We start from the raw sequence: 26,847 nt of genomic DNA on the forward strand, positions 1-26,847 counted from the left end.
AAAGGTGAAAAAAGGTCAGAGCGCCTTGGCCCAGTCGCGCAACAGGTACTTCTGGATCTTGCCCGTGGAGGTTTTCGGCAGTTCGCTGAACACCACGGTCTTGGGCAGCTTGAAGCCGGCCAGATGCTCGCGGCAGAAGGCGATGATGTCCGCCTCGCGGGTACCTTCGAAACCGGCCTTGAGGGTGACGTAGGCACAGGGGGTTTCGCCCCATTTTTCATCCGGGCGGGCGACCACCGCAGCCTCGAGCACGGCCGGGTGGCGGTACAGCGTGTCTTCGACCTCGATGGTCGAGATGTTCTCGCCTCCGGAAATGATGATGTCCTTGAGCCGGTCCTTGATCTCCACATAGCCGTCGGCATGCCACACTGCCAGGTCGCCGGTATGGAACCAGCCGCCTCGGAAGGCTTCGGCGGTGGCCTCGGGGTTCTTCAGGTAGCCCTTCATCACGGTGTTGCCGCGCATGAAGATCTCGCCCAGCGTGTTGCCGTCGCGGGCCACCGGCTCAAGCGTTTGCGGGTCGGCCACCATCAGCCCCTCGAGGGTAGGGTAGCGCACGCCCTGGCGCGACTTGATGCGGGCCCGCTCCTCCAGCGGCTGCGCGTCCCATTCGGCATGCCAGGCACACACCGTCACCGGGCCGTAGACCTCGGTCAGGCCGTAGACGTGGGTCACCTTGATGCCCATTTCCTCCACCGCGCCGATCACCTTGGCGGGTGGCGCCGCCCCGGCCACCATCGCGTTCACGGGGTGGTCGATGGCGGCCTTGGCCGAGTCGGGCATGTTGATCAGCGCATTGAGCACGATCGGTGCGCCGCACAGGTGGGTGACCTGGTGCTCGCGAATCAGGGTCAGGATCTTCTGCGGGTCGACCCGGCGCAGGAACACATGGGTGCCGGCCAGGGCCGTCACGGTCCACGGGTAGCACCAGCCATTGCAGTGGAACATCGGCAGGGTCCACAGGTACACCGGGTGGTTGCCCATGGCCCAGGTCATCTGGTTGCCCAGTGCGTTCAGGTAGGCGCCGCGGTGGTGGTAGACCACCCCCTTGGGGTTGCCGGTGGTGCCGGAGGTGTAGCTCAACGAGATCGCCTGCCACTCGTCCTCGGGCCAGTGCCACACGAACTCGGGGTCGCCCTCGGCCAGGAAGGCTTCGTAATCCAGGTCGCTGACGGCGCGGCCCTCGCCGTACTCCGGGTCGTCCACATCGATCACCAGCGGCGGGTGGGCCATCAGGCCCAGCGCTGCTTCGATCACCTTGTGGAATTCGCGGTCGGTGATCAGCACCTTGGCTTCACCGTGCTCGAGCATGAACGCGATGGCCTCGGCATCCAGGCGCACGTTCAGGGCGTTGAGCACCGCACCGATCATCGGCACACCGAAATGCGCCTCGAGCATGGCCGGAATGTTGGGCAGCATCACCGCCACCGTATCGCCCAGCCCGATGCCGCGGCCGGCCAGGGCGCTGGCCAGGCGGCGGGAGCGCTGGTAGGTTTCCTGCCAGTTGCGGCGGATGGCACCATGGATCACCGCCGGGTAATCGCCATAGACCGCAGCCGTGCGTTCGATGAAACTCAGCGGGGAAAGGGCGACATGGTTGACGGGGGCGGGCTGCAGGCCCTGGGAGAAGATCGACATGAACGGTTCCTGTGCAGGAGGCAGCCGCGATCAGGCGCTGGCTGAAACCTCCGATGGCTGATTGTTAGCTCTGATCAGGTTTCTGGAAGGCGGTACGCAGACCGACTTCGGTGTTTCATTTTTACGCTGTTCTCCATATTACTTGGAAGATAGACTATAGCAATATGGTATAAGTACTATAAAAAGCCGGAGCCCCAAGTGACCTTTCCTCCCTCGGCCTTGCTCGACAAGGACCCGCAACCCACCGTGCTGCTCGATGCCGCCGCCCAGGTGGTGGCCGCCAACCCGGCGGTGCAGGCGTTGTTCGACACCTGGCCCAAGCCGCCCGTCGGCAGCCTGCTGCCCGCCAACTACAAGGCGCTGGTGAGCGCCTGCCTGCACCAGCAGCGGGCGATTGCCGAGGTCGAGGCCCTGGTGCAACAGCGTATCCTGTTGTGGACCTTCGTCCCGCTGGAGGGCGGCCTGCAGGTGCTGGCCCGCTGTCGCGACGCCACGGTGGAGCGCCTGGCCGAGCGCGAGGCCAGCCAGGCACGTCGGTTGTACCGCCTGATCACCGAAAACACCACCGACCTGATCTCGCGCCATACCCCCGACGGGTGTTTCCTGGATGCTTCGCCGGCCTCCTATCGCCTGCTGGGCTACTGGCCGGAAGAGTTGCGCGGGGTGGCGGTGCAGTCGCTGTTTCACCCCCAGGACCGCCAGCAATCGCTGCTGCAGGCCTCCCAGGCGCTGGAGCAGGACGGCTACCAGACCATGACCTGCCGCGTGCGCCATCGCGATGGCCGCGACCTGTGGTTCGAGATCGCCAGCCGCGCCATCCGCGAAACCTACACCGGTGCGGTGGTCGAGATCGTCAGCGTGTCACGTGACATCACCGTGCGCATCGAAGCCCAGGAAAACCGCCGGCGCCTGGCCGAGGTGGTCGAGGCCAACACCGACCTGGTGCTGTTCACCGACCCCGCCGGCCAGCTCACCTACCTCAACCGTTCCGCCCGGCGTGCACTGGGCCTGCTGGAGGTGCAGGCCGTGCCGCCCCTGCGCGAGCTGCTGGACGAAGAAGCCCTGCAACGCCTCGACGAAGAGGGCTGGGCCTGCGCCGAGCGTGAAGGGGTGTGGCAATGCGAGGCGCGGCTGGCGCCCTACAACGGCTCGGCGCCGTTCCCGGTGTCGCTGGTACTGCTGGCGCACCGGGCCGCAGGTGGCGAGCGCTACTACTCGCTGGTGGCTCGCGACATGACCGAGCGCGAGCTGCGTGAACGCCAGCAGCGCCGACACCAGGATGAACTGGCGCACACCGCGCGGCTGGTCACCCTGGGCGAGCTGGCCTCCGGCATTGCCCACGAGATCAACCAGCCGCTGGCAGCGGTGGTCAACTATGCCAGTGCCAGCCAGCGCTACCTGCTGGCGGTGGAGCGTGACCCGCAGGCGGCCGGGCGGGTCGCCCAGGGCCTGCAGCGCATCACCGAGCAGGCCACCCATGCCGCCGAAGTGATCAAGCGCCTGCGCTCGTTCCTGCGCAAGGAGCCGCGCCGCTTGCAGGCGCTCAACGTGGCCGATGTATCGCGCGAGGCCGTGCGCCTGTGTGCCTGGGAGGCGGCGCAGGCCCAGGTGACCATCGAGCAGCACATGGTGTACAACCTGCCGCCGGTATACGCCGACCGTGTCTTGCTCGAACAGGTCCTGCTCAACCTGTTGCGCAACGCCATCGACGCCAACCGCGAGCAGCATGCCGGGGCGCCTTCGCGCGTGCTGATCAGCGCCGACCAGCAGGCCGGTTGGCTGCGTATCCAGGTGGCCGACCAGGGCCCCGGGGTGGCCGCCGAGCAGCTGGACGGCATCTTCACCCCGTTTACCACCAGCAAGCCCGAAGGGCTGGGGCTGGGCTTGAGCATGAGCCGCAGTATCGTCGAAGGGTTCGGCGGTACCTTGCAGGCGCACCCGGGTGATACCGGCGGATTGATTTTGTGCTGTCGGCTGGCGCCGGTGGCCAGTGCATGAACAAGGGGATTTCCATGCAGGAACCGAAGGTCTACGTGGTCGACGACGACCAGGGCATGCTCGACTCCACCGTCTGGCTGCTGGAGTCGGTGGGCCTGCAGGCGCTGCCGTTCACCAGTGGCCAGGCTTTTCTGGAGGCCTGCGATGCGGCGTTGCCGGCGTGCGTGCTGCTGGATGTGCGCATGCCCGGCATGGGTGGGCTGAGCGTGCAGGAAGCCTTGCGCGCCCGGGGCGTGCAGGTGCCGGTGATCTTTGTCAGCGGGCATGCCGATGTGCCGATCGTGGTACGCGCCTTCAAGGCCGGGGCCATCGATTTCATCGAGAAGCCCTACAACGACCAGTTGTTGCTCGACAGCGTGCAGGATGCCCTTGGGCGCTCGTCACGGGTTCAGGTCAGCAGTCGCCAGCGCGATGAAGTGCAGGGGCGCATCGACAGCCTCACCCCGCGTGAGCGCGACGTGTTCGTGCCCCTGGTGCAGGGCTATACCAATCGGGAGATTGCCGAGCAGTTGCAGGTCAGCGTGAAGACCGTGGACCTGTACCGTTCGCGGGTGATGAAGCGCATGCAGGCCGAACACCTGCCTGACCTGGTGGGGATGGCGATTGCGTGTGGGGTGGTGGACCCCTTGAAACTGCGTTGAATGCATCGCGGGGCAAGCCCGCTCCCACAGGTACAGTGCAAGCCTGTGGGAGCGGGCTTGACCCGCGATTGGGTGTCAGGAGCGACGTCCCAGCAACAGCCCGACCACCAGCCCGAAGCCCGCCGAAATCGCCACGGTCTGCCACGGGTGGCCGCCAATGTAATCCTCGGTGGCATCCACCGCCGGCTTGGCCTTTTCACGCACGCCGCCCACCGCATCCAGGGCCTGCTTGAGCTTGAGGCCCACCTGTGCGCGCAGGGTCTCGGCTTCTTCGCCCACCAGGGTGGAGCTGTCCTTGAGCAGCTTGTCAGACTCTTCGATCAGCGCCTGCAGTTCGCTGAAGGCCTGGTCCTTGATTTGTTCGGCATCGGCTTTAAGGGTGCTTTTCCTGGCCATGTACGCTTCCTCGTTGAATGATGGTCACTGTATCAATGGATGCCTGAGCGCGCCGAAAGTTGCAGCGCCTTGGCGGCGCTCGGTGGCTACAGTGTAAGATAGCCCCCATTTTCAAGTGGCAGGAATCCCCATGAGTTTCAATCTGGCCAACATGAGCTTCGCCGAGCGGGCACAGATCGAGGACGAGAAGTCGCGACTGTTCGAACTCTGGCAATCGAACCTGGGCAAGGCCAAGGCCGAAGCCGCGCGGCTGATCAGCGAGAAGCCGCGGCGCAAGGGCAAATGGGCCGAGTGGGTGCGGGCCGAGCTCGACGGCATGTCGCCGCCGGAGTTCGCCAACATGGTGCGCAGCGAAGTCAACAAGCTGATGGCGGCTGCCAAGTAGCCGACCCCCCAGCGCTACCACGCCGTATCGGTGGGCTTGGGCAGCGCCAGCCGCCCGCTGTCGGTGAAGCGCATCGTGCCGAAGGCGCCCCCGGCCAGCTTGCCGCGCAGCACATAGGGCATGCCATCCAGGTTGCTCACCCGGCTCAGGCCCACGGCCTGGCGCAGCATCGAGAAGGCGGTGATGCTCACCGGAATGCTCAGTACCGCTTCGTCATAGCGCCCGATGCTGCCGTGCTGATCGCTGACCCCGGTTGCCAGCGGCTGGCCATTGACCTCCAGGTTGAGCGCCACGCCGTTGTAGTCGATGGGCGTTTCATTGGGGTTCTGCACCCGCAGTTTCACCGCCATGCGCATTTCCAGGTCCTGGCCGGGCAGCGGCTCGATGCCGATCACGCTGATGGTCAACGGGTCGCGCCCCTGCAGCAACGCGCAGGCGCTCAGGCTCAGGGCCAGCAGCAGGCCCAGGCCGACACGCAGGGTATGACGCAGGAAACAGGGCATGGGGCTTGGCTCCGGACAAATGTCTCTGCAGTGTGGCAAATGCCCGGCGCGGTTGAAAGTGGCGCAAGCAGCGTAACAATCTGAATCATCTCCGGCCCGGCAACGGGTTTCGTCGCGAACCTCTCGCGCCGTAGGCTATCCAACGCCTGGGGCCACTGACGTTGTGCAGGAGATGAACGCGATGAACCGATGGTTGCCGGCACTGACCGGCGCAGCACTGAGCCTGATACTGGGCATGCCTGTTCAGGCCGCCGACGCGGGCAATCCCTACAACGACCCGGTACGCCGCGCCAACCCCAATTCCCAGCAGGGCACCGTGCGTTCCACGCCACCGCCGCGCGGGCCTTCCACCCAGCCGCTGCCGCGCCCACCCACCCTCGACAATGGCGGCATCGGCAACGGCCAGAACCTGCGCCGTGAACAGGTGCCGCCGCGCCTGGACCCCTCCCGCCCGCCGCGCGAATCGACGCGTACGCCCTGATCGCCGTTGGCCCACTGCAAGGAACCCTGCATGTCATCACGTACCTGGCTACTCTCCCTCTGCGCTGCGGCGCTGTTGCCGCTGACCGCCACCGCCGCCCCCGAGCGCACCTTCCCCAGCGAAGAAGGCCAGCTCACCGTCAGTACCCTGGCCGAGGGGCTGAAGAACCCATGGGCGCTGGCGTTCCTGCCCGACGGGCAGGGCATGCTGGTGACCGAGCGCCAGGGCAACCTGCGCATCATCAGTGCCGACGGCAAGGTCGGTTCGCCGTTGAGCGGCGTGCCGCAGGTGTGGGCCAAGGGGCAGGGCGGGTTGCTCGACGTGGCGCTGTCGCCGCAGTTCGAGCAGGACCGCATGGTCTACCTCTCGTATGCCGAAGGCGGGGGTGATGGCGACACGGCCGGTACTACCGTGGGGCGCGGCCGCCTGTCGAGCGACAACCTGCGCCTGGACGACTTCAACGTGATCTTCCGTCAGCAGCCCAAGCTGTCCAGCGGCAACCACTTCGGTTCGCGGCTGGTGTTCGACCGCGACGGCTACCTGTTCATCGCCCTGGGCGAGAACAACCAGCGGCCCACCGCCCAGGACCTGGACAAGCTGCAGGGCAAGGTGGTGCGCATCCTGCCCGACGGCCAGGTGCCCAAGGACAACCCCTTTGTCGGCCAGAGCAACGTGCGCCCCGAGATCTGGTCGTATGGCCATCGCAACCAGCAGGGCGCGGCATTGAACCCGTGGACAGGCGAACTGTGGACCAACGAGCACGGGCCTCGCGGCGGCGACGAGATCAACATTCCCAAGCCGGGCAAGAACTACGGCTGGCCCCTGGCGACGCACGGCATCAACTACTCGCTGCTGCCGATACCCGAGGCCAAGGGCAAGCGCGTCGAGGGCGCGGTGGACCCGCTGCACGTGTGGGAGAAGTCCCCGGCCATCAGCGGCATGGCGTTCTACGACAACCCGCGTTTCAAGGCCTGGGACCACAACCTGTTCATCGGCGCGCTGGCCGCCCAGGAGCTGATCCGCCTGCAACTGGATGGCGACAAGGTGGTGCATGAAGAGCGCCTGCTTGGGCAGTTGAATGCGCGTATTCGCGATGTGCGGGTGGGGCCGGACGGCTTTCTCTATGTGCTGACCGACGAGAGTGACGGTGCGCTGCTGAAGGTGGGCCTGACGCAGTAAGCGGCGGCGCGTGCTTCGCCGGCAAGGCCGGCTGCTGCAGGCGAAGGACGCCCCGCAAACGTCACTGATGCTACCCTTGGCCTTTTTCCGCACAGGCCCCCGGCATGTCCAGCCTCACCCCGCTGTCGTTGTACCAGCAATCCATCGAGCTCAATGGCTTTGTCCCCGACGCTGCGCAGCAGCATGCCGTCGACTGCCTTCAAGCCTGCTTCGAGGCTCTTGAGCGCGGCGAGGTGGCGCGTGGGGTATACCTGTGGGGCCCGGTCGGGCGCGGCAAGACCTGGCTCATGGACCAGTTCCACCGCTGCCTGCAGGTGCCCGCCCGCCGCCAGCACTTTCACCACTTCATGCGCTGGGTGCATCAGCGCCTGTTCCAGCTCAACGGCACCGCCGACCCCTTGCAGGCCCTTGCCCACGGCCTGGCCGAAGAGATTCGCGTGCTGTGCTTCGACGAACTGTTCGTCAACGACATCGGTGACGCCATCATTCTCGGTCGCCTGTTCCAGGTGCTGTTCGACAGCGGCGTGGTCATCGTCGCCACCTCCAACCAGCCGCCGGCGCAGCTCTACGCCGACGGTTTCAATCGCGAACGCTTCGTGCCGGCGATTGCCGCCATCGAGCGGCACATGCACGTGGTGGCGGTGGACGGCGGCCAGGACCATCGCCTGCATCCCGGTGCCGAACTGCAACGCTACTGGGTGCGCCAGCCGGGCCAGCCCAGCGCGCTGGGCCAGGTGTTCGAGCAGTCGAGCGCGGGTGAACCGGTCACCCGCGAGGACCTGAGCCTGGGCTACCGCACGGTCAAGGTGGTGCGACGCAGCACCTCGGCGGTGTGGTGCACTTACAACGAACTGTGCGAGCAGCCCCTGGCCGCCATGGACTTCATGGCCCTGTGTGATCGCTTCAAGGTCATTCTGCTGGGCGAGGTGCCTGCACTCGGGGCCCGGCAACGACCGGGCAGAATCGCCCGCGGCACCGAGGACGGCGCCGAGCGGGTAGTGGCGGGGGATCGCGAACTGCCGCAGCTGTCGATTCACGACGACAGCGTGCGGCGCTTCATCGCGCTGGTCGATGAATGCTATGACCGCCGCGTGGCGCTGTACGTGGAGGCCGAGGTGGCACTCGAGGCGCTGTATACCGAAGGCTACCTGGAGTTCCCGTTCCGCCGCACCCTCAGCCGGCTGCGCGAGATGCAACTGCAACGCTTCTGCTGAAGCCGCTCAGCTGTGCACCCAGCCCAGGGTCAGCAGCACCAGCACCAGGTAACGCCCGGCCTTGGCCACGGTCACCAGCAGCATGAAACGCCAGAATGGCTCGCGCATGATCCCGGCGATCAGCGTCAGCGGGTCGCCGATCACCGGCATCCAGCTCAACAGCAGCGACCACTGGCCATAGCGCCGGTAGCGCTGCTGGGCCTTGTCCAGCTGGGCCTGGCTGAACGGAAACCAGCGCTTGTCGCGCAAGTGCTCGATACCCCGACCCAGCAGCCAGTTGACCACCGAGCCCAGTACATTGCCGGCGGTGGCAATCGCCAGCAGCAGCAACCAGGCATCAGGTTCGTGCAGCAGCAGCCCGACCAATACCGCCTCGGACTGCAACGGCAGCAGGGTGGCGGCGCCAAAGGCGCTGAGGAACAGCCCCCAGCCGCTCAGCATGGCGCCGTGCTCACGGGTAGTTGGCGACCACTTCGTCGGTGCCGTCGCGGGTCAGGCCGATGACCTGGTAGGCATCCTTGTGATCGCCCATCTCCATGCCTGGCGAGCCCATCGGCATGCCCGGCACGGCCAGGCCGCGCAGGTCGGGACGCTTGGCCAGCAGCTGGATCTGCTCGGCCGGCACATGGCCCTCGACGAACTTGCCGTCGATCACCCCGGTGTGGCACGACGCCAGGCGCGGCGCCACGCCCAGGCGCTGCTTGACTGCACTCATGTTCGGCTCCACATGGTCATTCACGCTAAAGCCGTTGTCGCGCAGGTGGCTGATCCATTCCTTGCAGCAACCGCAGTTGGGGTCGCGGTACACATCGATGGTCTGGCCGGCCTGGGCCAGCGCACTCATGGCCAGCAGGCCGAAGGCAACGAAATTCTTTTTCAGCATCGTGGATCTCCGGGGCCGCCGTCAGGGCAACCCGCGTCTCGAATGATCGGTGGTCGGTCAGTGCAACAGGGTAACCGGGCTCATGGCTGGAGCATAGCCGGGTGAAGCTGTCGCCAGACTGAGCGCTGCATTACAGATTTGTAAGGTAGGACACTGCCTGCGTGACCTGTGGGAGCACTCGCTCCTCTAACCCCAAACGATGGCGTCGTGCCTGGTCAGGGCGACCATCGGTGATGGAGTACCACAGTCAATCAAGGAAACATGACCCATGCAGGCACTCAAGGCCTACTTCAAGCGTCACGGGCACGAGCCGTTCCGGTTCGGTGAAGGGCGTATCAGCGGCTACCTGTCGGCCATGCTCGGCTTGCTCAGCCTGCTGGCGGTGCTGTGCTTTCTGTTCCCGCAGTGGCTGACCTTTGGCGAGTTCCGCAAAGTCTACAGCGAGCAGTTCGCCCGCACCCTGCTGCTGGCCGGGCTGGTGCTGGCTTTCAGCCTGGGCACCCTCAACATCCTGCTCAACCGGCGCAAGCGCCTGGGCTTCACCGGCATCAGCGCGGCGGGCCTGGCCGTGTTTCTGGGCGGCACCAACATTCAGACCGAAACCATCGGTCAAACCCCGTATTCCCTTGGCCTTGACTGGTTCGTGCTGGCGCTGCTGGTTTCGGCGATCATCTTCATCCCGCTGGAAAAGCTCTACGCCAAGGACCCACAGCAGAACATCCTGCGCCCGCAGTGGCGCACCGACCTGAGCTACTTCTTCGTCAGCCACATGCTGGTGCAGTTCATCCTGATCTTCGTCACCGCCTCGTCCACCTGGCTGGCCGGCTGGGTGGTGTCCGAAACGCTGCAGGCCAAGGTGCAGAGCCTGCCGATCGTGGTGCAGTTCGTGCTAGCGGTGTTCGTCGCCGACCTGGGGCAGTACTGGCTGCACCGCCTGTACCACGTGGTGCCGTGGATGTGGCGCTTCCATGCGGTGCACCATTCCAGCACCGCGATGGACTGGCTGGCCGGCTCGCGCATCCATTTCGCCGAAATCCTGCTGACCCGCACCGGCGTGCTGGTACCGCTGATCCTGCTGGGCTTCTCGCCGCAGGCGATGAATGCCTACGTGATCCTGGTGGGCGTGCAGGCGGTGCTGGCGCATGCCAACGTGCGAATCGACGGCGGGTGGCTGAACTACGTGCTGGTGATGCCGCGCTACCACCACTGGCACCATGCCCGGCACAAGGACTACATCTACAAGAACTACGCGATCCACCTGCCCCTGGTCGACATGCTGTTCGGCACCTTCAAGCTGCCGCGCAAGGAATGGCCGACCCGCTACGGCGTGTTCGGCAAGGACCTGCCCGAAGGCATCGTGCGCCAGCACCTGTACCCGCTGCAAAAGCCCGAGCCCAAGGCCTGATAGCCCTTTGCCCGCTGCCCCATGCTGCGTTAGCCTTGCCGGGTGAACGGCATTGGGGCCAGGAGTATCCATGGACAACGTGATCATCATTACCGGCGCCGGTCGCGGCATTGGCGCGGCCACTGCGCTGGCCGCTGCGCGGGCCGGCTACCGCATCTGCATCAACTACCTTGCCGATGACGCCTCGGCCCATCGCGTGCTGGAGCAGGTGCGCGCGCTGGGTGCCGAGGCGATCACGGTGCGCGCCGATGTCAGCGTCGAGGATGAAATCATCCAGCTGTTCCAGCGTGTCGACAAGGAACTGGGCCTGGTCACGGCGCTGGTCAACAACGCCGGCACCATCGGCCACCAGAGCCGGGTGGAAGAGATGTCCGAGTTTCGCCTGCTCAAGCTGATGAAAACCAACGTGGTGGGGCCGATGCTGTGCGCCAGGCATGCGCTGCAACGCATGTCGACCCGCCATGGCGGGCCGGGCGGTGCCATCGTCAACGTGTCATCGGTGGCCGCGCGGTTGGGTTCGCCCAACGAGTATGTCGACTACGCCGCCTCCAAGGGCGCGCTGGACACCTTCACCCTGGGCCTGGCCAAGGAAGTGGCGGGCGAGGGCGTGCGTGTCAATGGCGTACGGCCGGGCTACATCTTCACCGACTTCCATGCCCTCAGCGGCGATGCCGAGCGGGTCCACAAGCTGGAACCGGGCATCCCCATGGGCCGTGGCGGGCAGGCGGCCGAAGTGGCCGAAGCGATCCTGTGGCTGCTGTCGGACAAGGCCTCCTACACCACCGGCAGCTTCATCGACCTGGGCGGTGGGCGCTGAGCGCGCAGCATGGCCAAGGATATCGACAACCCGTGCATCTCGGCGTGCAAGCTCAGCGGCGAGCTGTGCGTGAGCTGCGGGCGCAGCAAGGACGAGATCAAGCAGTGGAAGCGCATGAAGCGGCCCGAGAAAATGGCCACGGTGGAGCGGGCGGCCAAGCGCCTGAAGGCCCTGAAGAAGAAAAACAAGCGCTAGGCCGCAGGTAGCGCGCCATCCTGACGCGCCCCCAGCGGTGGTCAGTGGGTGTTGACCAGGTCCTCTTCCTCCAGCCCGCGCGAGGCGCGGCCGACCAGCAACGGGTCGGGCTGGTGGGCGACTTTCGGGTCCTTGTCGGGGTAGTCCAGCGTGTGCAGGAAGTGGCGGATGCAGTTCAGGCGCGCCCGCTTCTTGTCGTCCGACTTGATCACGGTCCACGGTGCATCGGCAGTATCGGTGTGGAAGTACATCGCCTCCTTGGCGGCGGTGTACTCGTCCCACTTGTCCAGCGACTTGATGTCGATGGGCGAGAGCTTCCAGTGCTTGAGCGGGTCGTCACGGCGCGAGATGAACCGGCGCAGTTGCTCTTCGCGGTTCACCGAGAACCAGAACTTGAACAGCAGGATGCCGCTGTTGCACAGCATGCGTTCCAGCTCCGGGGTCTGACGCATGAACTCCAGGTACTGCATCGGCGTGCAGAAGTCCATCACCCGCTCGACGCCGGCGCGGTTGTACCAGGAGCGGTCGAAGAAGACCATTTCACCGGCGGTGGGCAGGTGCTGGATATAGCGCTGGAAGTACCACTGGCCCTTCTCCTGGTCGGAAGGTTTTTCCAGGGCCACGATACGTGCGCCACGCGGGTTCAGGTGCTCCATGAAGCGCTTGATGGTGCCGCCCTTGCCGGCGGCATCGCGGCCTTCGAACAGCACCACGATGCGCTGGCCGGTGGCTTTTACCCAGTTCTGTACCTTCAGCAGCTCTATCTGCAATTCATGCTTGGCCTTTTCGTACTCGGCGCGGCGCATGCGGTTGCGGTAGGGGTAATTGGCGGGCAGGGCGGCAGACACGCTGTCTTCGTTGGAGCCGCGACGCGGCGCACTGGCGACCTGCAGCGCGGCAGGCTCGTGGCTGATGGCACTGATTTCGATTTCGGCAGGGATCACCTGAGCAGGCTTGCGCGGGGCGCGTGGGCGGCGCGAACGAGTGACGGCCGCTTTGGGCGTGGCCGGCGAACTGCTGTCGTTGGACGAGGCGGATGGCAGGGGCAGGGGGTGTACGGTGGATTCTTCGCTCATGGTGGGCCTGTTTTGCGTTCTGATTTCCTCTATCTAGTGTAGGAGTGTGATTTTGCGATCTGTTGATCCTGGTCAATAGCGTGGAGGCAAGTGGCCATATATCACGCGGTAACGGTGGTGCTGCAATCGCGGGTCAAGCCCGCTCCCACAGAAACCGTCGAACCTGTGGGAGCGGGCTTGACCCGCGATTGCAGACGGCACGGTTTCAGATCTGCACCAACCGCCCCGCATGCTCAGCCGGCAACCGGTCTCCACGCCCGAACAGCTTGTGGCGCAAGGTGCCCGCCTCATACTCGGTGCGATAGCGCCCGCGCCGCTGCAGTTCCGGCACCACCGTGTCGACCACCGCCTGCAGGTCATCCGGCACCACCGCGTAGGTGAGGTTGAAGCCGTCGATGCCGGTGGCATCCAGCCATTGCTCCAGCTGGTCGGCAATCTCCACCGGCGACCCCAGCAGCACCGGGCCACGCCCGCCCAGGCTGACGAACTCCGCCGCCTCGCGCACGGTCCAGCGCCGGTTCGGGTCCGACCTGGTAAAGGCGGCCAGCGCCGTGCGCCCGGCATCGTTTTCGATGTACTCGATCAGCGCATCCGGCTCCAGGTTGGAAAAATCGATCCCGGTCCAGCCCGACAGCAAGGCCAGCGCCGCCTCGATATCCACGTACTGGCGGTACTCGTCCAGCCTGGCCTGGGCCGCTTCGCGCGTGTCACCCACGATCAGCAGCGCCTGCGCGTATATCAGCACCTCGCCTTCCTGGCGCCCGGCCTCGCGCGTGGCCTGGCGAATGCCGTCCACATAGCTGCGCAATACCGTCTGGGTCGGGCCGCTGATGAACACGCATTCGGCGTGGGTAGCGGCAAAGCGCTGCCCGCGTGCCGAGGCGCCGGCCTGGAACAGCACCGGGGTGCGTTGTGGCGATGGTTCGCTCAGGTGTACGCCAGGCACCTGGAAGTGCGCACCGGCATGCCCGATCGGGTGCACCCGCGCAGGCTCCACGAACACCCCGCGGGCCCGGTCGCGGACCACCGCATCGTCGTCCCAGCTCTTCTCCCACAGCTTGTAGAGCACCTGCAGGTACTCCTCGGCCAGCTCGTAACGCTCGTCGTGGGCCAGCTGTCGGGCCAGCCCCAGGTTGCGCGCGGCGCTGTCCAGGTAGCCGGTGACGATGTTCCAGCCCACCCGCCCGTCGCTCAGGTGATCGAGGGTCGACATGCGCCGGGCGAACGGGTACGGGTGCTCATAGGTGAGGCTGAAGGTGATGCCGAAGCCCAGGTGCTCGGTGACCCCGGCCATGGCCGGCACGATCAGCAACGGATCGTTCACCGGTACCTGCACGCCGCCGCGCAGGGCTGCGTCGTGGCTGCCCTGGTACACGTCGTACACGCCCAGCACATCCGCGATGAACAGCGCGTCGAAACGTCCGCGCTCCAGCAGCCTGGCCAGCCCGGTCCAGTAGCTCAGGCGATTGAAATCGCTGCTGGTGTTGCGTGGGTGGCGCCACAGCCCCGGCGACTGGTGCGTGGCGGCGTTCATGCTGAAGGCGTTGAAACGGATGGGCTTGGACATGCTCGAATCGCTCGCGGTCAAGGCAGTACGGAGACGGGGTACACGGCGTCGGCGACCTTGAGCGGCTTGGGAATCAGGCCCAGGCCCTGGAAGGTGTCCGCCAGCTTCTGCTGTTCGGCCGTGATCTCGGGGGTGATGGCCACCGCGTTGTAGTTGCGACGCTCGCTGGCCACTTCCAGCACGTCGGCGCCGATACCCAGTTGCGGAGCCAGCAGGGCCGCCACTTCCTTGGGTTTTGCGTTGGCCCAGTTGCTGACCTTGCCCAGCTCGGTGAAGAAGGTCTTGAGCACACCACGGTTCTCGTCGGCAAAGGCTGGCGAAGACAGGTAGAAGGTGCGGTTGTTGGTCAGCCCGGTACCGTCGCGCAGGGTCTTGAGGCCGGGTTGTTTTTCCGCTGCGGCGAGGAAGGGGTCCCACAGGGTCACGGCCTTGACGCTGCCCGATTGCAGGGCGGCCACGGCATCGGCGGCGTTGTTGACGTAGGCCGGGTCGATGTCCTTGTAGCTCAGGCCGGTGTCCTGCAGGGCCACGGCCAGCAGATACTGGGCATTCCAGCCGCGACCGGTGGCCACGCGCTGGCCCTTGAGGGCGGCGATATCGGCGACCTTGTCCTGCTCGCGCACCACAATGCCGATGCCGCGCGGGTAGGGCTGTTCGGCGGCCAGGTACACCACCGACTTGCCCGACGCTTGGGCGAACACCGAGGGCGCATCGGCGGCGTGCCCCAGGTCGATGGCGCCGGTGCTCAGGGCCTCGAGCAACTGCGGGCCGGCGGCGAACTCGTACCAGCTGACCTTGATGCCTTGCGGTGCCAGGGCTTTTTCCAGGGCGCCGGAGCCCTTGAGAATGTTGACGCTGTTGAACTTCTGGTAGCCGATACGCAGGTTCTTGGTCGGTTCGGCGTAGGCGGCCGGGCCAGGCAGTACCAGGCTGGCGAGCGCGGCAAAGGCACCGCCAAGCAGCAGGCGGCGCAGGGTCGAAGGAGGTTTGTTGGACATGGTGAGGGCTCCGCAGGCGGGTTCGTCAGGTGTTTTCTGGTAGGGCCTGAAAGTAAAGGCTGACGCCCGCGGAGTGCAATTTTTTTATTACTTTTAGTTAGAACAAATAGTTATTTTTATATCCTTTTTGAATTTATCGGCCGTGCCAGTCGCCCACAAAAAAGCCCCCGACGGGTCGGGGGCTTTGTGTGTGCATCAATGCATGAACAAGGCAATCAGAATGATGATCGGGATAGGCACACCGAGGAAGAACAGCAGTATCGAGCGCATGGTGAATCTCCTGTCAGAGGGTACGGGCAGTGGTGGGGTCGACGCGCACCGGGTCTGCCGTCAGGAACACGGCGGCATCACGGCGACGGCCACCCCAGATGGCGAACAGGCTGGCGAAGAACGCGCCGCACAGCAGCGCCACGAACATCCACAGCGCAGAGGCGGCAGCGGCCTTGCGTGCGGCGTCGGCCAGTTGCTTGGCCTCTTCGATGGCCTGGCGGGCTTCGGCGAACACGGTGTCGATGCGCTGTTCGGCTTCTGCCTGGCTGATCTGGGTGCGCTGGGCAATCACGTTGGCCAGGTAGGCACGGTCTTCGGCGTTCAGCTGGCCGTCGGCCAGGCCACGCACGAAGATGCGCGCGGCAATGCCGTGGGCCGCGTCATCGGTGACCGCCACCGGGCGTTCGTCACGGAACAGCATGTCGATGAAGTAGGCCGAATCGTCATTGCTCGCCTTACTGCTGTTGGCAGCCGCGCCGGCACCGGCCGCAGCCACGCCAGAGGCCGCCATCGCGCCGGCCTGGACGCCGCCGCTCACCACCGAGCTCACCGAACCCACCACCAGCACCGCAGTTACCAGCGTGGCAAAGGCCCAGGCCAGGAAGCCGTGGGCGGTATCGCGGAAATACACTTCATCGCTATGCAGGTTGGCCCATTTGACCCGCAGCCGCCCGGCGATGTAGCCGCCCAGGCCCGAGGCAATGATCTGCGTCAGCGCCAGCCACACGATGCTCGAAATACCCAGTTGCTTGGCCGTGGCGCCATCACCCGGCCACGGCGAGACAGCCGAGAACCCCAGGCCGAAGCCCAGCACGATAAGGATCAGCGACAGTGCGGCGGCACCGGTGGCACCGGCGAAGATGGCCGCCCAGGACACCCCTGAGTGGCTGGAGGTGTCCCCCGCGGGGACGGCGTAGGTATCGGCACTTGTAATCATTGTTGGTGCTCCAGTCATGAAATGGGTCTTCCCCCTCCTGTAGAGCAGTTGCTGTGCCAAATGCTACGAAATATTTATCCTTTCAAAATCAATCAGTTGTAAAACCGAACCGTCCTAAGGCCATGCAGCCTGCATGAGTGCCCGTTTTGCCTCATGCAAATTGCAACCTTGCGCCCGACGGGGATTCCCCACACCCCGCCTGGTGGCTTACCCTAGCCGCCGGTTGGCGCCAGTGGGCGTCACGCATTCCTGCCGTTGGAGCTCTAGCATGTATCAAGACACCGCCACCGTGACCGTCAGCGCCGAATACGCAGGCAAGGAGACCGAGGCCGTGGACAATGCCAATGTGTTGATCGGGTTGAAGGTCGATGGCGAAACCCGCTTCACGGTCGAGTTCAACGGCAAGCTGGACGCCCCGCAGGACCCCACCCACATCTGCGTCACCCTGAGCAACGGCCTGTCCTATCACGGCGAGATCACCGATGGCAGGGCCGATGAAGTGGGTGGCTACATCGCCTTCGACTGCGATGGCATCGACCCGGCACTGCTTGGCTGATTCGGCCGTTCAGGCCCGGTCAGCGGCAGGAGCGCAGCCTTGCGTTCCTGCCATAACCCTCCCGCCGGCTCATCCAGCAAAATAATTGCACTCAAGCTGCATTTTTTTGCGTTGGAGCCCATCCCCGCTTTTGTTCAGACTGCGCGCATCCGAACCCCCGGATTTCCATCTCCAGGGACGGAGCCCTTTGCGTATTGCCCCCTCGCGATACAAAGCCCCCTCGTCTTGGGCGGGCTTCTTTTATTTCAACAGGTACCAGGTCGTCGCATGCCCACCCGCCGTCTGAACAACTGGCTCGATCGCTTCATCCCCGCCGCGTTGCATATCCCGCCCAAAGAGTGGCTGCGGGCCGGCCTTGGCGCCGTGCTCGGCCTGCTGGTGGCCGGCGGGCTGTGCAGCGTGCTGTTCGGCAACGCCGTCACCCTGCACCTGATGGCCCCGCTGGCTGCGTCGGCGGTGCTGCTGTTCGGGGTGTCCTCGGGCGCACTGTCGCAGCCCTGGCCGCTGCTGGGCAGCTACAGCTGCGCGATGCTGGTGGGCCTGGTGCTGCACCACTGGCTGGGCGCGAGCCTGGTGGTGGTGTGCATGGCGCTGGTGCTGGTGGTGCTGCTGATGTGCCTGCTGCGCTGCCTGCACCCGCCGGGCGCGGCACTGGCGGTCAGCCTGGCGATGGCCGACCCGTCGCTGGCGAGCCTGGGCGCCCAGGTGGTCGAGCCGGTGCTGCTCAATGCCCTGTGCCTGCTGCTGGTGGCAGTGGTGTACAACCGCCTGACCGGCGTGCGCTACCCCAAGATCGTCGCCCCGCGGCCCGACCTGCACCGTACCCAGGATGCGCCCGTGAGCGAGCGGGTAGGGGTGAGTGCCGGCGACCTGGACCGCGCATTGAATGAACTGGGCGAGTTCGTCGACGTGACCCGTGATGATCTGGAGCGCATCATCCTGGCCACCGAGCGCCATGCCTTGCAGCGCAGCCTGGGCGGCATGACGGCTGCCCGGGTGATGTCGCGCGACGTGCAGTCCGCCAGCCCGGACACCACGCTTGAGCAAGCCTTCAAGATGCTGGGCGAGCATCGCCTGAAGATCCTCCCCGTGCTCGACGAGGCGCGCCAGCTGGTGGGTATCGTCAGCGTCGGCGACCTGCTCGATTCGGCAATGGCCGCACGCCGTTTCAGCTGGCGCGCGCTGTTCGGCCGGCGTCGCCCGGTGCGCCTGGAACAGGTCATGACCAATCCGGTACGCAGCGTGAACAGCGACGAACCGGCGGTGGCCCTGATCCCGCTGCTGTGCGACCAGGGCCTGCATTGCCTGCCGGTGCTCGAGGCCGGGCAACTGGTCGGGGTGGTCACCCAGACCGACCTGATCGGCGCGCTGCACCAGCAACTGCTGCAGCGCGAGCAGGCCGGTCTAGATCAGCGGGTCCCAGCGCTGGGACCAGTCACTGTCCCCCGCGACCACGCCGCGTAACAGGCCAAACGCCTGTTGCAGCGCTGCCGAGTCGCGCTCGCGGGCGTACACCAGGTAGGTCGGGTAGGTGAATTCCGGCGCCTGCGGCACCCGTTCGAGCACGCCGCAGTCCAGGTAGCTCTGCACCACGCGGGCGCGAAAGTAGCCGCTGCCGCCGTGTTCGAGGATGTACTGCAAGGCCATCGGGCCGAGGTTGAAGCTCAAGGCAGGGCGCGCGTGCTCGGGCAGCGCCGCGTCATGCTGGCGGCGGAACGCCTCGCCCCAGTCGATGTAGATATACGGCTCGGGCTGGCCGGCACGGCGCACGCACACCAGCTTCTCTTCCAGCAATTGCTCCACCTGCACCCCCGGGCCGTACCCCGGCTGGTACACCAGCGCGGCATCCAGCAGGCCCATGTCCAGTTTGCGCAGCAGCGTGTCGCTGTCGCCCACCTCGCTGCGGATGGCATGGCTGGGCACCTCCTGATGCAGTACGCGAACCCAGTCCAGCAGCAGCGGGTTGCACAGGCTGACCTCGCCGCCGATGTGCAGCACCTGGTAGCCGCCGGCGGGCAACGGCAGGTCGCGGCGCGCCGCCTCCCAGGTGTGCACCAGCTGGTTGGCGTAGGCCACGAAGCCCTTGCCGTCGGCGGTCAGGCTGGCGCCGTTGCGGCTGCGCACGAACAATTGGCAACCGAGCAACTGCTCGAGCTTCTGCACCCGCGCGCTGATTGCGGTCTGGGTCACGTGCAGGTGCTCTGCGGCGGCCACCAGGCTGCCGCTGCGCACGATTTCGATGAAGGTACGCGCCAGGTCGATATCCATGGGGGCCTCGTGTTCTACCAGTGCACAGTCTAGAGCTTTCAGTGCCCTTGTAGGAGCCGGCCTTGCCGGCGAAGGCCACGCAACGGATTTTGCGTCAGGCACAAAACCCCTTAGCCTAGGGCGACTACACCGCCGGAGCGCGCCTTGAACCCCACCTTCGCCTCGTTGAGCCTTGCGCACCTGCGTACCCTCGACACGCTGTTGCAGCTCAAGAACCTCAGCCATGCCGCCGAGCGCCTGGGCAGCAGCCAGTCGGTGCTCAGCCGCCAGTTGGCGCACATGCGCGAAGCCTTCGACGACCCGCTGCTGGTTCGCCAGGGCCGCGGCTATGTACTCAGCGAACGGGCCCAGGCGCTGGTGCTGCCCCTGCGCCAGGTACTGGGCGAGCTCGACGCCCTGCGCCAACCCGAGGCCTTCAGCCCGCAGCGCTGCGAGCGGCGATTCTGCCTGGCCGCCTCCGACTACATCGCCGAACACATGCTGCCATTGCTGGTCAGCCGCCTGGCCGAGCAGGCGCCGGGGGTGTCGATCGACTACCGCAGCTGGTCGCCGGACCAGTTCGAACGCCTGGCCAGCGGTGAAATCGACCTGGCCACCACGCTGTTCGACAGCGCCCCGGCCAACCTGCACGGGCGCATGCTCGGCGAGGATCGCGCGGTGTGCCTGATGCACCGCGAACACCCGCTGGCCCGGCACGCCGAGCTGAGCCAGGATAACTACCTGGCCTGGGGGCACGTGCGCATCTGTGGCGGCGGCGACAAGGACAGCTTCATCGACCGCCACCTGCGCGGCCAGGGCCTTGCCCGGCGCATCACCCTGCAGGTGCCGTTCTTCTCGGCGGCGGTGCAGGTGGTGTGCGCCAGCCAGACACTGGTCACCGTGCCCGAACACATCGCCCGCCAGCTCAGCCGCCTGCACCCGGTGGTGTGGTGCCCGCTGGCGTTCGTCGAACATACCCAGCGCTACTGGGTGGTGTGGCACCAGCGCCTGCAGGCTTCGGCCGAGCACCGCTGGTTTCGTGCGCAGGTGTTCGAGCTGTGGCAGCAGTCGCAGTTCGGCGTCACCGGCAGCTATGTGGATTCGCCATAGCAGCTATGCGCGGCGCGGCGTGTTTCAGCGGCCAGCCAGCGCCTAGACTCGCTGGCACTGCAATCACCCCCACAGGAGCCAGCGCGTGAGCCCAGAAGAATTTCGCCAGCAAGGTCACCAACTGATCGACCGCATCGCCGATTACCGTGCCAATGTCGCCAGCCGGCCGGTCATGGCCCAGGTCGAGCCGGGCTACCTGAAGAATGCCTTGCCCCAGGCCGCGCCACAGCAGGGCGAGCCTTTCGAGCAGATCCTCGCCGACGTGGACCAGCTGGTGATGCCCGGCCTGTCGCACTGGCAGCACCCGGACTTCTTCGGCTACTTCCCCTCCAACGGCACGCTGTCTTCGGTGCTGGGCGACTTTCTCAGCACCGGCCTGGGCGTGCTCGGCCTGTCGTGGCAGTCGAGCCCGGCGCTGAGCGAGCTGGAGGAGACCACGGTCGACTGGCTGCGCCAGATGATCGGCCTGTCCGGTGCCTGGAGCGGGGTGATCCAGGACACCGCCTCCAGCAGCACGCTGGTGGCGCTGATCTGCGCCCGCGAGCGCGCCAGCGACTACGCGCTGGTCAAGGGTGGCCTGCAAGCGCAGGCCCGGCCGCTGATGATCTACACCAGCGCCCAGGCCCACAGCTCGGTAGACAAGGCCGCGCTGCTGGCCGGCTTCGGCAAGGACAACATCCGCTACATCGAAGTCGACCAAGCCTTCGCCATGCGCCCTGAAGCGCTGGCAGCGGCCATCGAGCAGGACCTTGCCGCAGGGCTGCAACCGTGCGCGGTGGTCGCCACCACCGGCACCACGGCCACCACCGCCCTCGACCCGCTCGAACCGATCGGCCGCATCGCCCGCGCCCATGGCCTGTGGCTGCATGTGGACTCGGCCATGGCCGGTTCGGCGATGATCCTGCCCGAATGCCGCTGGATGTGGACCGGCATCGAGCAGGCCGACTCCATCGTGGTCAATGCGCACAAATGGCTGGGGGTGGCGTTCGACTGCTCGCTGTATTTCGTGCGTGACCCGCAGCACCTGATCCGTGTGATGAGCACCAACCCCAGCTACCTGCAGTCGGCGGTCGATGGTGAAGTGAAGAACCTGCGCGACTGGGGCATCCCGCTGGGGCGCAGGTTCCGTGCATTGAAGCTGTGGTTCATGTTGCGCAGCGAAGGCGTGGAAGGCTTGCAGCAACGCCTGCGCCGCGACCTGGGCAATGCTCGCTGGCTTGAACAGCAGGTAGGTGCGGCCCCGGGCTGGGAGGTGCTGGCGCCGGTGCAGTTGCAGACCCTGTGCATTCGTCACCAGCCTGGCGGGCTGGAAGGCGAGGCACTGGACCGCCACACCCGCGCCTGGGCCGACCGGCTCAATGCCTCGGGCGCGGCGTATGTGACCCCGGCGACGTTGAACGGGCAGTGGATGGTGCGGGTGTCGGTGGGCGCGTTGCCCACCGAGCGCGAGCATGTGGCAAGGCTGTGGGAGGGGTTGCAGCAGGTGGTCAAGGGCTGATCCCTGCGGCCCCTTCGCTGGCAAGGCCGGCTCCTACCGATAGTAGGCGCCGGCCTTGCCGGCGAAGAGGCCCATGAAAAGTACAACCTTGCCTCTGGAAGGTGCATTTTCCCCCCGTCACACCCATCCCATACTGGCCCTGCATCCGCCGCCAGCTGCCCACCTCGCAGCCCGGCCCGGACATCCAATAATAAGCAGGGCCCTCCATGAAAAAGCCAAACCCGCTGCTTGAAGACCTCAAGCCACTGTTGCCGACCATCGCCGCCAACGCCGCCCGTGCCGAGCAGGATCGCCAGGTACCCGCCGAAAACATCGCGCTGCTCAAGGGCATCGGCCTGCACCGCGCCTTCCAGCCCAAGCTGTATGGCGGCCTGGAAATTTCCCTGCCCGAATTCGCCGACTGCATCGCCGCGCTGGCCGGTGCCTGTGCCAGTACCGCCTGGGCCATGAGCCTGCTGTGCACCCACAGCCACCAGCTGGCGATGTTCCCGGCCCGGTTGCAGGAAGAGATCTGGGGCACCGACCGCGACGCCACTGCCAGCAGCAGCATCGCGCCGTTCGGGCGTATCGAGGAGGTCGAGGGCGGCCTGCTGTTCAGCGGTGAGATGGGCTGGAGCAGCGGCAGCGACCATGCCGAATGGGCCATCGTCGGCTGCCGCCGCGCCAACGCCGAAGGCACCCAGGACTACTGCTTCGCCGTGCTGCCGCGCAGCGACTACGTGATCCGCGACGACTGGCACGCTGCGGGCATGAAGGGCAGCGGCACCAAGACCCTGCTCATCGACAAGGCCTTCGTGCCCGAGTACCGCATCCAGAAAGCCAAGGACATGATGGAAGGCAAGTCCGCCGGCTTCGGCCTGTACCCGGACAGCAAGGTGTTCTATTCGCCGTACCGGCCGTACTTCGCCAGTGGCTTTTCCACGGTCAGCCTGGGGGTGGCCGAGCGCATGCTCCAGGCCTTCCGCGAGAAGACCGCCAACCGCGTGCGCGCCTACACCGGCGCTGCGGTTGGCGCAGCCACCCCCGCATTGATGCGCCTGGCCGAGTCCACCCACCAGGTGGCCGCCGCGCGGGCCTTTCTCGAAAAAACCTGGCAGGAGCACGCCGACCACAGCGCCCGCCACCAGTACCCCAGCCGCGAGACCCTGGCGTTCTGGCGCACCAACCAGGGCTACGCGGTGAAGATGTGCATCCAGGCCGTGGATCGCCTGTTCGAAGCCGCGGGCGGCACCGCCTGGTTCGAGGCCAACGAGATGCAGCGCCTGTGGCGCGACTCGCACATGACCGGCGCCCATGCCTACACCGACTACGACGTCTGCGCGCAGATCCTCGGTCGCGAGCTGATGGGCCTGGAGCCCGACCCGAGCATGGTGTGAACACCGCGCCCTGCCCATAACAACAACGTACGGCTGCCCTGGCGGCAGCCGGGGAGTCTTGCATGTCTACTGAACCTGCCGTGGCCTTCGACAGCCGCGCGTTCCGCCGCGCCCTGGGCAACTTCGCCACCGGCGTCACCGTGGTCACCGCCGCCGATGCCGTGGGCAACAAGGTCGGGGTCACGGCCAACAGCTTCAATTCGGTCTCGCTGGACCCGCCGCTGATCCTCTGGAGCCTGGACAAGCGCTCCAGCAGCCTCGCGGTGTTCGAGGCCGCCAGCCACTTTGCGGTGAACATCCTGGCCGCCGACCAGATCGAGCTGTCGAACAACTTCGCCAAGCCACGGGAGGACCGCTTTGCCGGCATCGAGCACCGGGCGGGCGAGGGGGGCGCACCGCTGCTGGCCGATTGCGCCGCGTGCTTCCAGTGCGAACGCCATCAACTGCTCGACGGCGGTGACCACTGGATCATGCTGGGCAAGGTGGTAGCGTTCGACGATGGCGGGCGTTCGCCGTTGCTCTACCACCAGGGTGCGTACTCGATGGTGCTGCCGCACACCCGCATGACCCGACGCGAAGAGGGGCAGGCCCCCAGCAGCCATTTTCAGGGGCGCCTGAGCCACAACCTGTACTACCTGATGACCCAGGCGCTGCGTGCCTACCAAGCCAGTTACCAGCCGCGCCAGCTGTCCAGTGGCTTGCGCACCAGCGAGGCGCGCATGCTGATGGTGCTGGAGAACGATGCGGGGTTGAACCTGGCCGACCTGCAGCGCGAGGTGGCGATGCCGGCGCGAGAGATCGACGAGGCGGTGGCCAACCTCAAGCGCAAGGGGCTGGTGTGCGACAGCGAGGCGGCCGGGCATGTGCGCCTGAGCGTGGCCGGCATCGACCAGACCGAGGCCCTGTGGACGATTGCGCGCGAGCAGCAGGACACGGTATTTGCCGCGTTCAGCGACGAGCAGATCGAGACGTTCAAGACGGTGCTCAAGGCAGTGATTCGCGCGTGAGCCAAAGGCTTTGCCAAGGACGGCCCCTGTAGGCGCCAGCCTTGCTGGCCAAGCGCTTTCAACCCATCGGCGAGCACAGCTCCACCAGCACCCCGGCCGGGCAGCGCAAGTAGGAAACCGTCTGGCCCCAGGGCTTGCTCTGCGGCGCCCTGATTTCCTCGGCGCCGTTGACCAGGGCATTGGCGTGGGCCGCCGCGACCTTCTCGGTCACCAGCGCGATCTCCATGCCCAGGGGCTTGTGGCTGTTGCTGGCGGCAACGAAACCTTCCGGGAAATTCGACTCGCCCAGTTCCAGCGACGCGAAGGCCAGGGTGGTTGGCCCGGTGTCCAGCTCGCCGTAATCGCCGGACTCATGCAGAAAACGACGCTTCAGGCCGAAGGCATTCTCGAAGAAGCTCAACGATGCCTCGACATCGGGTACATAAACGATGGTGTAGCCCAGTTTCATACACATTCCTTGTCGGTGGTTTCTGTAGGGGCCGGCCTTGCCGGCGAAGCAGCCGGCACGGGCCTAAGCCCCGGTTTTTTTCGCTTTGGTGGCACGGGGTCGCTTGCCGGCCGTGGCGCTGCTCTTGCGCTTCTTCTTCCACGGCGCGCCGCCGCGCCCGGCCGGCACCGGCGGCCCTGAAATGCGCAGGCTCATGCCCGAGCAGCGCTCCACCTGCTTGCTCATCCACGCCGACTGCTTGGCCACGAACGCTTCCAGGCTCATTTCGCCGCTCTGCACCATGTCCAGCGCCTGCTCCCAGATCGCCGTGGTGCCAGGGTCGGCAATCGCCCTTGGCACCGCGTCGATCAGGCTGAACGCCGCCGGCGTGGCCGACAGCGCCTTGCCCTGCTTGACCAGGTAGCCCCGGTCGAGCAGGCCCTGGATGATCCCGGCGCGGGTCGCTTCGGTGCCGATGCCGGTGGTGTCCTTGAGCTTCTGTTTAAGGCGCGGGTCGTCCACCAGCTTGGCGACGTTCTTCATCGCCTTGATCAGGTCGCCTTCGGTGAAGGGCTTGGGCGGTTGGGTCCACAGGTCCTTGAGGTTGACCCCGGCCACCTCGCACAGCTGACCCTCGTGCAATGCCGGCAGCACTTGCGCCACCGGCGCCTCGCGGCCCTTGGGCGGGGTCAGGGCTTCGGGCAGCGCGCGCCGCCAGCCCGGCTCGACGATCTGCTTGCCCACCGCACGCAGCGCCTGCCCGGCGCAATCGAAGTCGGCCTGGGTGCGGTCGTATTCATGGTTGGGCAGAAACTGCGCCAGGTAGCGGGCACGAATCAGCACGTACACCGACTTGTGCTTGGGCGGCAGGCGCGCCGGGTCGAGCGCGGCGGCGGTGGGGATGATGCCGTGGTGGGCGCTGACCTTGGCGTCGTTCCACGCGCGTGAGCGGCGTTGCGCCTGCAGGTGCGGCTGCAAGGGCGCCAGGCTCGGGTCGGCGCGCCCCAGCGCGGCAAGAATCGCCGGCGCCTCGGCGTGCTGGCTCAGGGGCAGGTAGCCACAGTCGCTGCGCGGGTAGGTGATGACCTTGTGGGTTTCGTACAGCGCCTGGGCGATGTCGAGGGTTTCCTGGGCGCCCAGGCCGAATTTCTTCGAGCACAGCTCCTGCAGGGTGCCCAGGTCGAAGGGCAGCGGCGCTGCCTCGCGCACGCGCTCGGTGGTCAGCGTCAAAAGGCGCGCCGTGGGCGCCGCCTGGATGGCCGCAGCCGCCTGCTGCGCGAACGCCTGGTTCAGGCAGCGGCCCTGGTCGTCGCACAGCTCGTCGGGCGCACGCCACTGGGCATTGAACACCTCGCCGGCGCTGCGCAACTGCACATCGATGGCCCAGAACGGCACCGGCACGAAATCGGCGATGCTGCGGTCGCGGTCCACCACCAGGCGCAGTGTCGGGGTTTGCACCCGGCCCACCGGCAACACGCCCTGATAGCCGGACTGGCGGCCGAGCAGGGTGAACAGCCGGCTCATGTTCATGCCGATCAGCCAGTCGGCACGCGAGCGGCCCAGGGCCGAGTGGTACAGGTTGAAGGTGGCGGCGCCGGGCCTGAGGGCGGCCAGGGCCTTGCGGATCGAGGCGTCATCCAGCGCCGACAGCCACAGGCGCTGGATCGGCCCGCGATAGCGGCAGTGCTCCACCAGCTCGCGGGCGATCATTTCGCCCTCGCGGTCGGCGTCGGTGGCAATCACCAGTTCGGCCGCCTCGCCGAGCAGGCGCTTGACCGCCTTGAACTGCGCGGCCGTCCTGGGTTTTACCAGCATTTTCCATTGCGCCGGGATGATCGGCAGGTCGGCCAGCGACCAGCGCTTGTAGCGGGCATCGTAGGCGTCGGGCGGGGCGGTTTCGAGCAGGTGGCCGATGCACCAGGTCACCGTGACGCCCGTGCCGACCCAGCAACCGTCGCCGCGGCGGCTGGCGCCAAGGACCTTGGCGATGTCCTTGGCCTGGGAGGGTTTTTCGCAGAGGTACAGGCGCATGGCCGAGTGAGC

27 protein-coding genes are annotated in these 26,847 nt (G+C 66.3%); 15 read left to right on the top strand and 12 right to left on the bottom strand.

All coding sequences use genetic code 11. The features are described 5' to 3' along the window. Positions 1-15: 15 nt before the first annotated feature. A complete protein-coding gene (locus KH389_RS10180) occupies positions 16-1,638 on the bottom strand; it encodes an acyl-CoA synthetase (RefSeq protein WP_088514884.1) in 1,623 nt (540 codons plus the stop codon). Between the two features lie 198 nt (positions 1,639-1,836). Here KH389_RS10180 and KH389_RS10185 point away from each other — a divergent pair, with 198 nt between their 5' ends. Both KH389_RS10185 and KH389_RS10190 read left to right on the top strand, forming a co-directional pair. After that, the gene (locus KH389_RS10185; RefSeq protein ID WP_043861133.1) at positions 1,837-3,636 is read left to right on the top strand and encodes a PAS domain-containing sensor histidine kinase; all 1,800 of its coding nucleotides are present in this window, start codon (positions 1,837-1,839) and stop codon (positions 3,634-3,636) included. Positions 3,637-3,650: 14 nt separating this feature from the next. Beyond that, positions 3,651-4,277, top strand: coding sequence for a response regulator transcription factor (locus tag KH389_RS10190; RefSeq protein WP_088514900.1), 627 nt, complete (start codon positions 3,651-3,653; stop codon positions 4,275-4,277). Between the two features lie 75 nt (positions 4,278-4,352). Here the strand turns inward: KH389_RS10190 and KH389_RS10195 are convergent, their stop codons facing one another. Then, the gene (locus KH389_RS10195) at positions 4,353-4,673 is read right to left on the bottom strand and encodes an ElaB/YgaM/YqjD family protein (protein ID WP_043861132.1); all 321 of its coding nucleotides are present in this window, start codon (positions 4,671-4,673) and stop codon (positions 4,353-4,355) included. 130 nt (positions 4,674-4,803) lie between these two features. On the opposite strand from KH389_RS10195, the gene KH389_RS10200 reads away from it, so the two are divergent. Further along, positions 4,804-5,058, top strand: a complete 255-nt coding sequence (locus tag KH389_RS10200; protein ID WP_043861131.1) for a hypothetical protein — start codon at positions 4,804-4,806, stop codon at positions 5,056-5,058. Between the two features lie 14 nt (positions 5,059-5,072). Here KH389_RS10200 and KH389_RS10205 read toward each other — a convergent pair whose 3' ends face one another. Then, complete coding sequence (locus tag KH389_RS10205) at positions 5,073-5,561, bottom strand: LEA/WHy family protein (RefSeq protein WP_043861130.1); 489 nt, start codon at positions 5,559-5,561, stop codon at positions 5,073-5,075. Positions 5,562-5,742: 181 nt separating this feature from the next. Between KH389_RS10205 and KH389_RS10210 the strand changes: the two genes are divergently transcribed. The 3 genes from KH389_RS10210 to zapE all read left to right on the top strand — a co-directional run bounded on the left by KH389_RS10210 (position 5,743) and on the right by zapE (position 8,435). Beyond that, a complete protein-coding gene (locus KH389_RS10210) occupies positions 5,743-6,042 on the top strand; it encodes a hypothetical protein (protein WP_043861129.1) in 300 nt (99 codons plus the stop codon). Between the two features lie 30 nt (positions 6,043-6,072). After that, a complete protein-coding gene (locus KH389_RS10215) occupies positions 6,073-7,221 on the top strand; it encodes a PQQ-dependent sugar dehydrogenase (protein WP_043861128.1) in 1,149 nt (382 codons plus the stop codon). A 104-nt stretch (positions 7,222-7,325) separates the two neighbouring features. Further along, a complete protein-coding gene (gene zapE, locus KH389_RS10220) occupies positions 7,326-8,435 on the top strand; it encodes a cell division protein ZapE (RefSeq protein WP_213607293.1) in 1,110 nt (369 codons plus the stop codon). A gap of 6 nt (positions 8,436-8,441) precedes the next feature. On the opposite strand, the gene KH389_RS10225 is transcribed toward zapE, so the two are convergent. Together KH389_RS10225 and KH389_RS10230 are read right to left on the bottom strand one after the other, a co-directional pair. Further along, positions 8,442-8,876, bottom strand: a complete 435-nt coding sequence (locus tag KH389_RS10225) for a YqaA family protein (protein WP_213607294.1) — start codon at positions 8,874-8,876, stop codon at positions 8,442-8,444. 10 nt (positions 8,877-8,886) lie between these two features. Beyond that, positions 8,887-9,318, bottom strand: a complete 432-nt coding sequence (locus KH389_RS10230; RefSeq protein ID WP_043861125.1) for a DUF411 domain-containing protein — start codon at positions 9,316-9,318, stop codon at positions 8,887-8,889. A gap of 268 nt (positions 9,319-9,586) precedes the next feature. Between KH389_RS10230 and KH389_RS10235 the strand changes: the two genes are divergently transcribed. The 3 genes from KH389_RS10235 (at position 9,587) to KH389_RS10245 (ending at position 11,735) form a co-directional block, all read left to right on the top strand. After that, the gene (locus KH389_RS10235; protein WP_043861124.1) at positions 9,587-10,723 is read left to right on the top strand and encodes a sterol desaturase family protein; all 1,137 of its coding nucleotides are present in this window, start codon (positions 9,587-9,589) and stop codon (positions 10,721-10,723) included. Positions 10,724-10,793: 70 nt separating this feature from the next. Then, the gene (locus KH389_RS10240) at positions 10,794-11,540 is read left to right on the top strand and encodes an SDR family oxidoreductase (protein WP_213607295.1); all 747 of its coding nucleotides are present in this window, start codon (positions 10,794-10,796) and stop codon (positions 11,538-11,540) included. A gap of 9 nt (positions 11,541-11,549) precedes the next feature. Then, the gene (locus KH389_RS10245; protein WP_043861122.1) at positions 11,550-11,735 is read left to right on the top strand and encodes a DUF1289 domain-containing protein; all 186 of its coding nucleotides are present in this window, start codon (positions 11,550-11,552) and stop codon (positions 11,733-11,735) included. Positions 11,736-11,776: 41 nt separating this feature from the next. Here the strand turns inward: KH389_RS10245 and ppk2 are convergent, their stop codons facing one another. The 4 genes from ppk2 to KH389_RS10265 form a co-directional block, all read right to left on the bottom strand. Continuing rightward, positions 11,777-12,811 (bottom strand): polyphosphate kinase 2, encoded by a 1,035-nt coding sequence (gene ppk2, locus KH389_RS10250; protein WP_043861121.1) that lies wholly within the window; start codon positions 12,809-12,811, stop codon positions 11,777-11,779. A 205-nt stretch (positions 12,812-13,016) separates the two neighbouring features. Next, positions 13,017-14,378 carry an LLM class flavin-dependent oxidoreductase gene (locus KH389_RS10255; RefSeq protein ID WP_104572613.1) on the bottom strand — a complete coding sequence of 454 codons (1,362 nt, stop codon included), beginning with the start codon at positions 14,376-14,378 and terminating at the stop codon, positions 13,017-13,019. 17 nt (positions 14,379-14,395) lie between these two features. Beyond that, a complete protein-coding gene (locus KH389_RS10260) occupies positions 14,396-15,376 on the bottom strand; it encodes an aliphatic sulfonate ABC transporter substrate-binding protein (RefSeq protein WP_078481093.1) in 981 nt (326 codons plus the stop codon). Between the two features lie 283 nt (positions 15,377-15,659). Then, positions 15,660-16,583, bottom strand: a complete 924-nt coding sequence (locus tag KH389_RS10265) for a hypothetical protein (RefSeq protein ID WP_078481092.1) — start codon at positions 16,581-16,583, stop codon at positions 15,660-15,662. 268 nt (positions 16,584-16,851) lie between these two features. On the opposite strand from KH389_RS10265, the gene KH389_RS10270 reads away from it, so the two are divergent. Both KH389_RS10270 and KH389_RS10275 read left to right on the top strand, forming a co-directional pair. Next, positions 16,852-17,139 (top strand): hypothetical protein, encoded by a 288-nt coding sequence (locus KH389_RS10270; RefSeq protein WP_043861117.1) that lies wholly within the window; start codon positions 16,852-16,854, stop codon positions 17,137-17,139. 267 nt (positions 17,140-17,406) lie between these two features. Beyond that, the gene (locus tag KH389_RS10275) at positions 17,407-18,603 is read left to right on the top strand and encodes an HPP family protein (RefSeq protein ID WP_213607296.1); all 1,197 of its coding nucleotides are present in this window, start codon (positions 17,407-17,409) and stop codon (positions 18,601-18,603) included. Here KH389_RS10275 and KH389_RS10280 read toward each other — a convergent pair. Further along, positions 18,544-19,407 carry a LysR family transcriptional regulator gene (locus KH389_RS10280; RefSeq protein ID WP_116053531.1) on the bottom strand — a complete coding sequence of 288 codons (864 nt, stop codon included), beginning with the start codon at positions 19,405-19,407 and terminating at the stop codon, positions 18,544-18,546. The genes KH389_RS10275 and KH389_RS10280 overlap by 60 nt on opposite strands. A 144-nt stretch (positions 19,408-19,551) precedes the next feature. On the opposite strand from KH389_RS10280, the gene KH389_RS10285 reads away from it, so the two are divergent. The 4 genes from KH389_RS10285 (at position 19,552) to KH389_RS10300 (ending at position 24,377) form a co-directional block, all read left to right on the top strand. Next, on the top strand, positions 19,552-20,496 hold the full coding sequence (locus KH389_RS10285; RefSeq protein ID WP_213607297.1) for a LysR family transcriptional regulator: 945 nt from the start codon (positions 19,552-19,554) through the stop codon (positions 20,494-20,496). Between the two features lie 85 nt (positions 20,497-20,581). Next, positions 20,582-21,994: a DOPA decarboxylase gene (locus KH389_RS10290; RefSeq protein ID WP_213607298.1), complete on the top strand. Its 1,413-nt coding sequence runs from the start codon at positions 20,582-20,584 to the stop codon at positions 21,992-21,994. A gap of 206 nt (positions 21,995-22,200) precedes the next feature. Beyond that, positions 22,201-23,370 carry a p-hydroxyphenylacetate 3-hydroxylase oxygenase component gene (locus KH389_RS10295; protein ID WP_043861112.1) on the top strand — a complete coding sequence of 390 codons (1,170 nt, stop codon included), beginning with the start codon at positions 22,201-22,203 and terminating at the stop codon, positions 23,368-23,370. 62 nt (positions 23,371-23,432) lie between these two features. Continuing rightward, entirely contained in the window at positions 23,433-24,377 is a 945-nt protein-coding gene (locus KH389_RS10300) for a p-hydroxyphenylacetate 3-hydroxylase reductase component (RefSeq protein ID WP_213607299.1), read from the top strand. A gap of 58 nt (positions 24,378-24,435) precedes the next feature. Here KH389_RS10300 and KH389_RS10305 read toward each other — a convergent pair whose 3' ends face one another. Beyond that, positions 24,436-24,825 carry a VOC family protein gene (locus KH389_RS10305; protein ID WP_054916504.1) on the bottom strand — a complete coding sequence of 130 codons (390 nt, stop codon included), beginning with the start codon at positions 24,823-24,825 and terminating at the stop codon, positions 24,436-24,438. Positions 24,826-24,888: 63 nt separating this feature from the next. Beyond that, positions 24,889-26,835, bottom strand: coding sequence for a DNA topoisomerase III (locus tag KH389_RS10310; protein WP_100632478.1), 1,947 nt, complete (start codon positions 26,833-26,835; stop codon positions 24,889-24,891). Between the last annotated feature and the right edge of the window lie 12 nt (positions 26,836-26,847).

This window comes from Pseudomonas qingdaonensis (genome assembly GCF_018398475.1).
Taxonomy (GTDB): domain Bacteria; phylum Pseudomonadota; class Gammaproteobacteria; order Pseudomonadales; family Pseudomonadaceae; genus Aquipseudomonas; species Aquipseudomonas palmensis.

Bases quoted from the DNA above. Each gene is read 5' to 3' on its own strand.
- KH389_RS10180 (WP_088514884.1), bottom strand. From the start codon at position 1,638: ATGTCGATCTTCTCCCAGGGCCTGCAGCCCGCCCCCGTCAACCATGTC.
- KH389_RS10190 (WP_088514900.1), top strand. From the start codon at position 3,651: ATGCAGGAACCGAAGGTCTACGTGGTCGACGACGACCAGGGCATGCTC.
- KH389_RS10195 (WP_043861132.1), bottom strand. From the start codon at position 4,673: ATGGCCAGGAAAAGCACCCTTAAAGCCGATGCCGAACAAATCAAGGAC.
- KH389_RS10200 (WP_043861131.1), top strand. From the start codon at position 4,804: ATGAGTTTCAATCTGGCCAACATGAGCTTCGCCGAGCGGGCACAGATC.
- KH389_RS10205 (WP_043861130.1), bottom strand. From the start codon at position 5,561: ATGCCCTGTTTCCTGCGTCATACCCTGCGTGTCGGCCTGGGCCTGCTG.
- KH389_RS10210 (WP_043861129.1), top strand. From the start codon at position 5,743: ATGAACCGATGGTTGCCGGCACTGACCGGCGCAGCACTGAGCCTGATA.
- KH389_RS10215 (WP_043861128.1), top strand. From the start codon at position 6,073: ATGTCATCACGTACCTGGCTACTCTCCCTCTGCGCTGCGGCGCTGTTG.
- zapE (WP_213607293.1), top strand. From the start codon at position 7,326: ATGTCCAGCCTCACCCCGCTGTCGTTGTACCAGCAATCCATCGAGCTC.
- KH389_RS10225 (WP_213607294.1), bottom strand. From the start codon at position 8,876: ATGCTGAGCGGCTGGGGGCTGTTCCTCAGCGCCTTTGGCGCCGCCACC.
- KH389_RS10230 (WP_043861125.1), bottom strand. From the start codon at position 9,318: ATGCTGAAAAAGAATTTCGTTGCCTTCGGCCTGCTGGCCATGAGTGCG.
- KH389_RS10235 (WP_043861124.1), top strand. From the start codon at position 9,587: ATGCAGGCACTCAAGGCCTACTTCAAGCGTCACGGGCACGAGCCGTTC.
- KH389_RS10240 (WP_213607295.1), top strand. From the start codon at position 10,794: ATGGACAACGTGATCATCATTACCGGCGCCGGTCGCGGCATTGGCGCG.
- KH389_RS10245 (WP_043861122.1), top strand. From the start codon at position 11,550: ATGGCCAAGGATATCGACAACCCGTGCATCTCGGCGTGCAAGCTCAGC.
- ppk2 (WP_043861121.1), bottom strand. From the start codon at position 12,811: ATGAGCGAAGAATCCACCGTACACCCCCTGCCCCTGCCATCCGCCTCG.
- KH389_RS10255 (WP_104572613.1), bottom strand. From the start codon at position 14,378: ATGTCCAAGCCCATCCGTTTCAACGCCTTCAGCATGAACGCCGCCACG.
- KH389_RS10260 (WP_078481093.1), bottom strand. From the start codon at position 15,376: ATGTCCAACAAACCTCCTTCGACCCTGCGCCGCCTGCTGCTTGGCGGT.
- KH389_RS10265 (WP_078481092.1), bottom strand. From the start codon at position 16,583: ATGATTACAAGTGCCGATACCTACGCCGTCCCCGCGGGGGACACCTCC.
- KH389_RS10270 (WP_043861117.1), top strand. From the start codon at position 16,852: ATGTATCAAGACACCGCCACCGTGACCGTCAGCGCCGAATACGCAGGC.
- KH389_RS10275 (WP_213607296.1), top strand. From the start codon at position 17,407: ATGCCCACCCGCCGTCTGAACAACTGGCTCGATCGCTTCATCCCCGCC.
- KH389_RS10280 (WP_116053531.1), bottom strand. From the start codon at position 19,407: ATGGATATCGACCTGGCGCGTACCTTCATCGAAATCGTGCGCAGCGGC.
- KH389_RS10295 (WP_043861112.1), top strand. From the start codon at position 22,201: ATGAAAAAGCCAAACCCGCTGCTTGAAGACCTCAAGCCACTGTTGCCG.
- KH389_RS10300 (WP_213607299.1), top strand. From the start codon at position 23,433: ATGTCTACTGAACCTGCCGTGGCCTTCGACAGCCGCGCGTTCCGCCGC.
- KH389_RS10305 (WP_054916504.1), bottom strand. From the start codon at position 24,825: ATGAAACTGGGCTACACCATCGTTTATGTACCCGATGTCGAGGCATCG.
- KH389_RS10310 (WP_100632478.1), bottom strand. From the start codon at position 26,835: ATGCGCCTGTACCTCTGCGAAAAACCCTCCCAGGCCAAGGACATCGCC.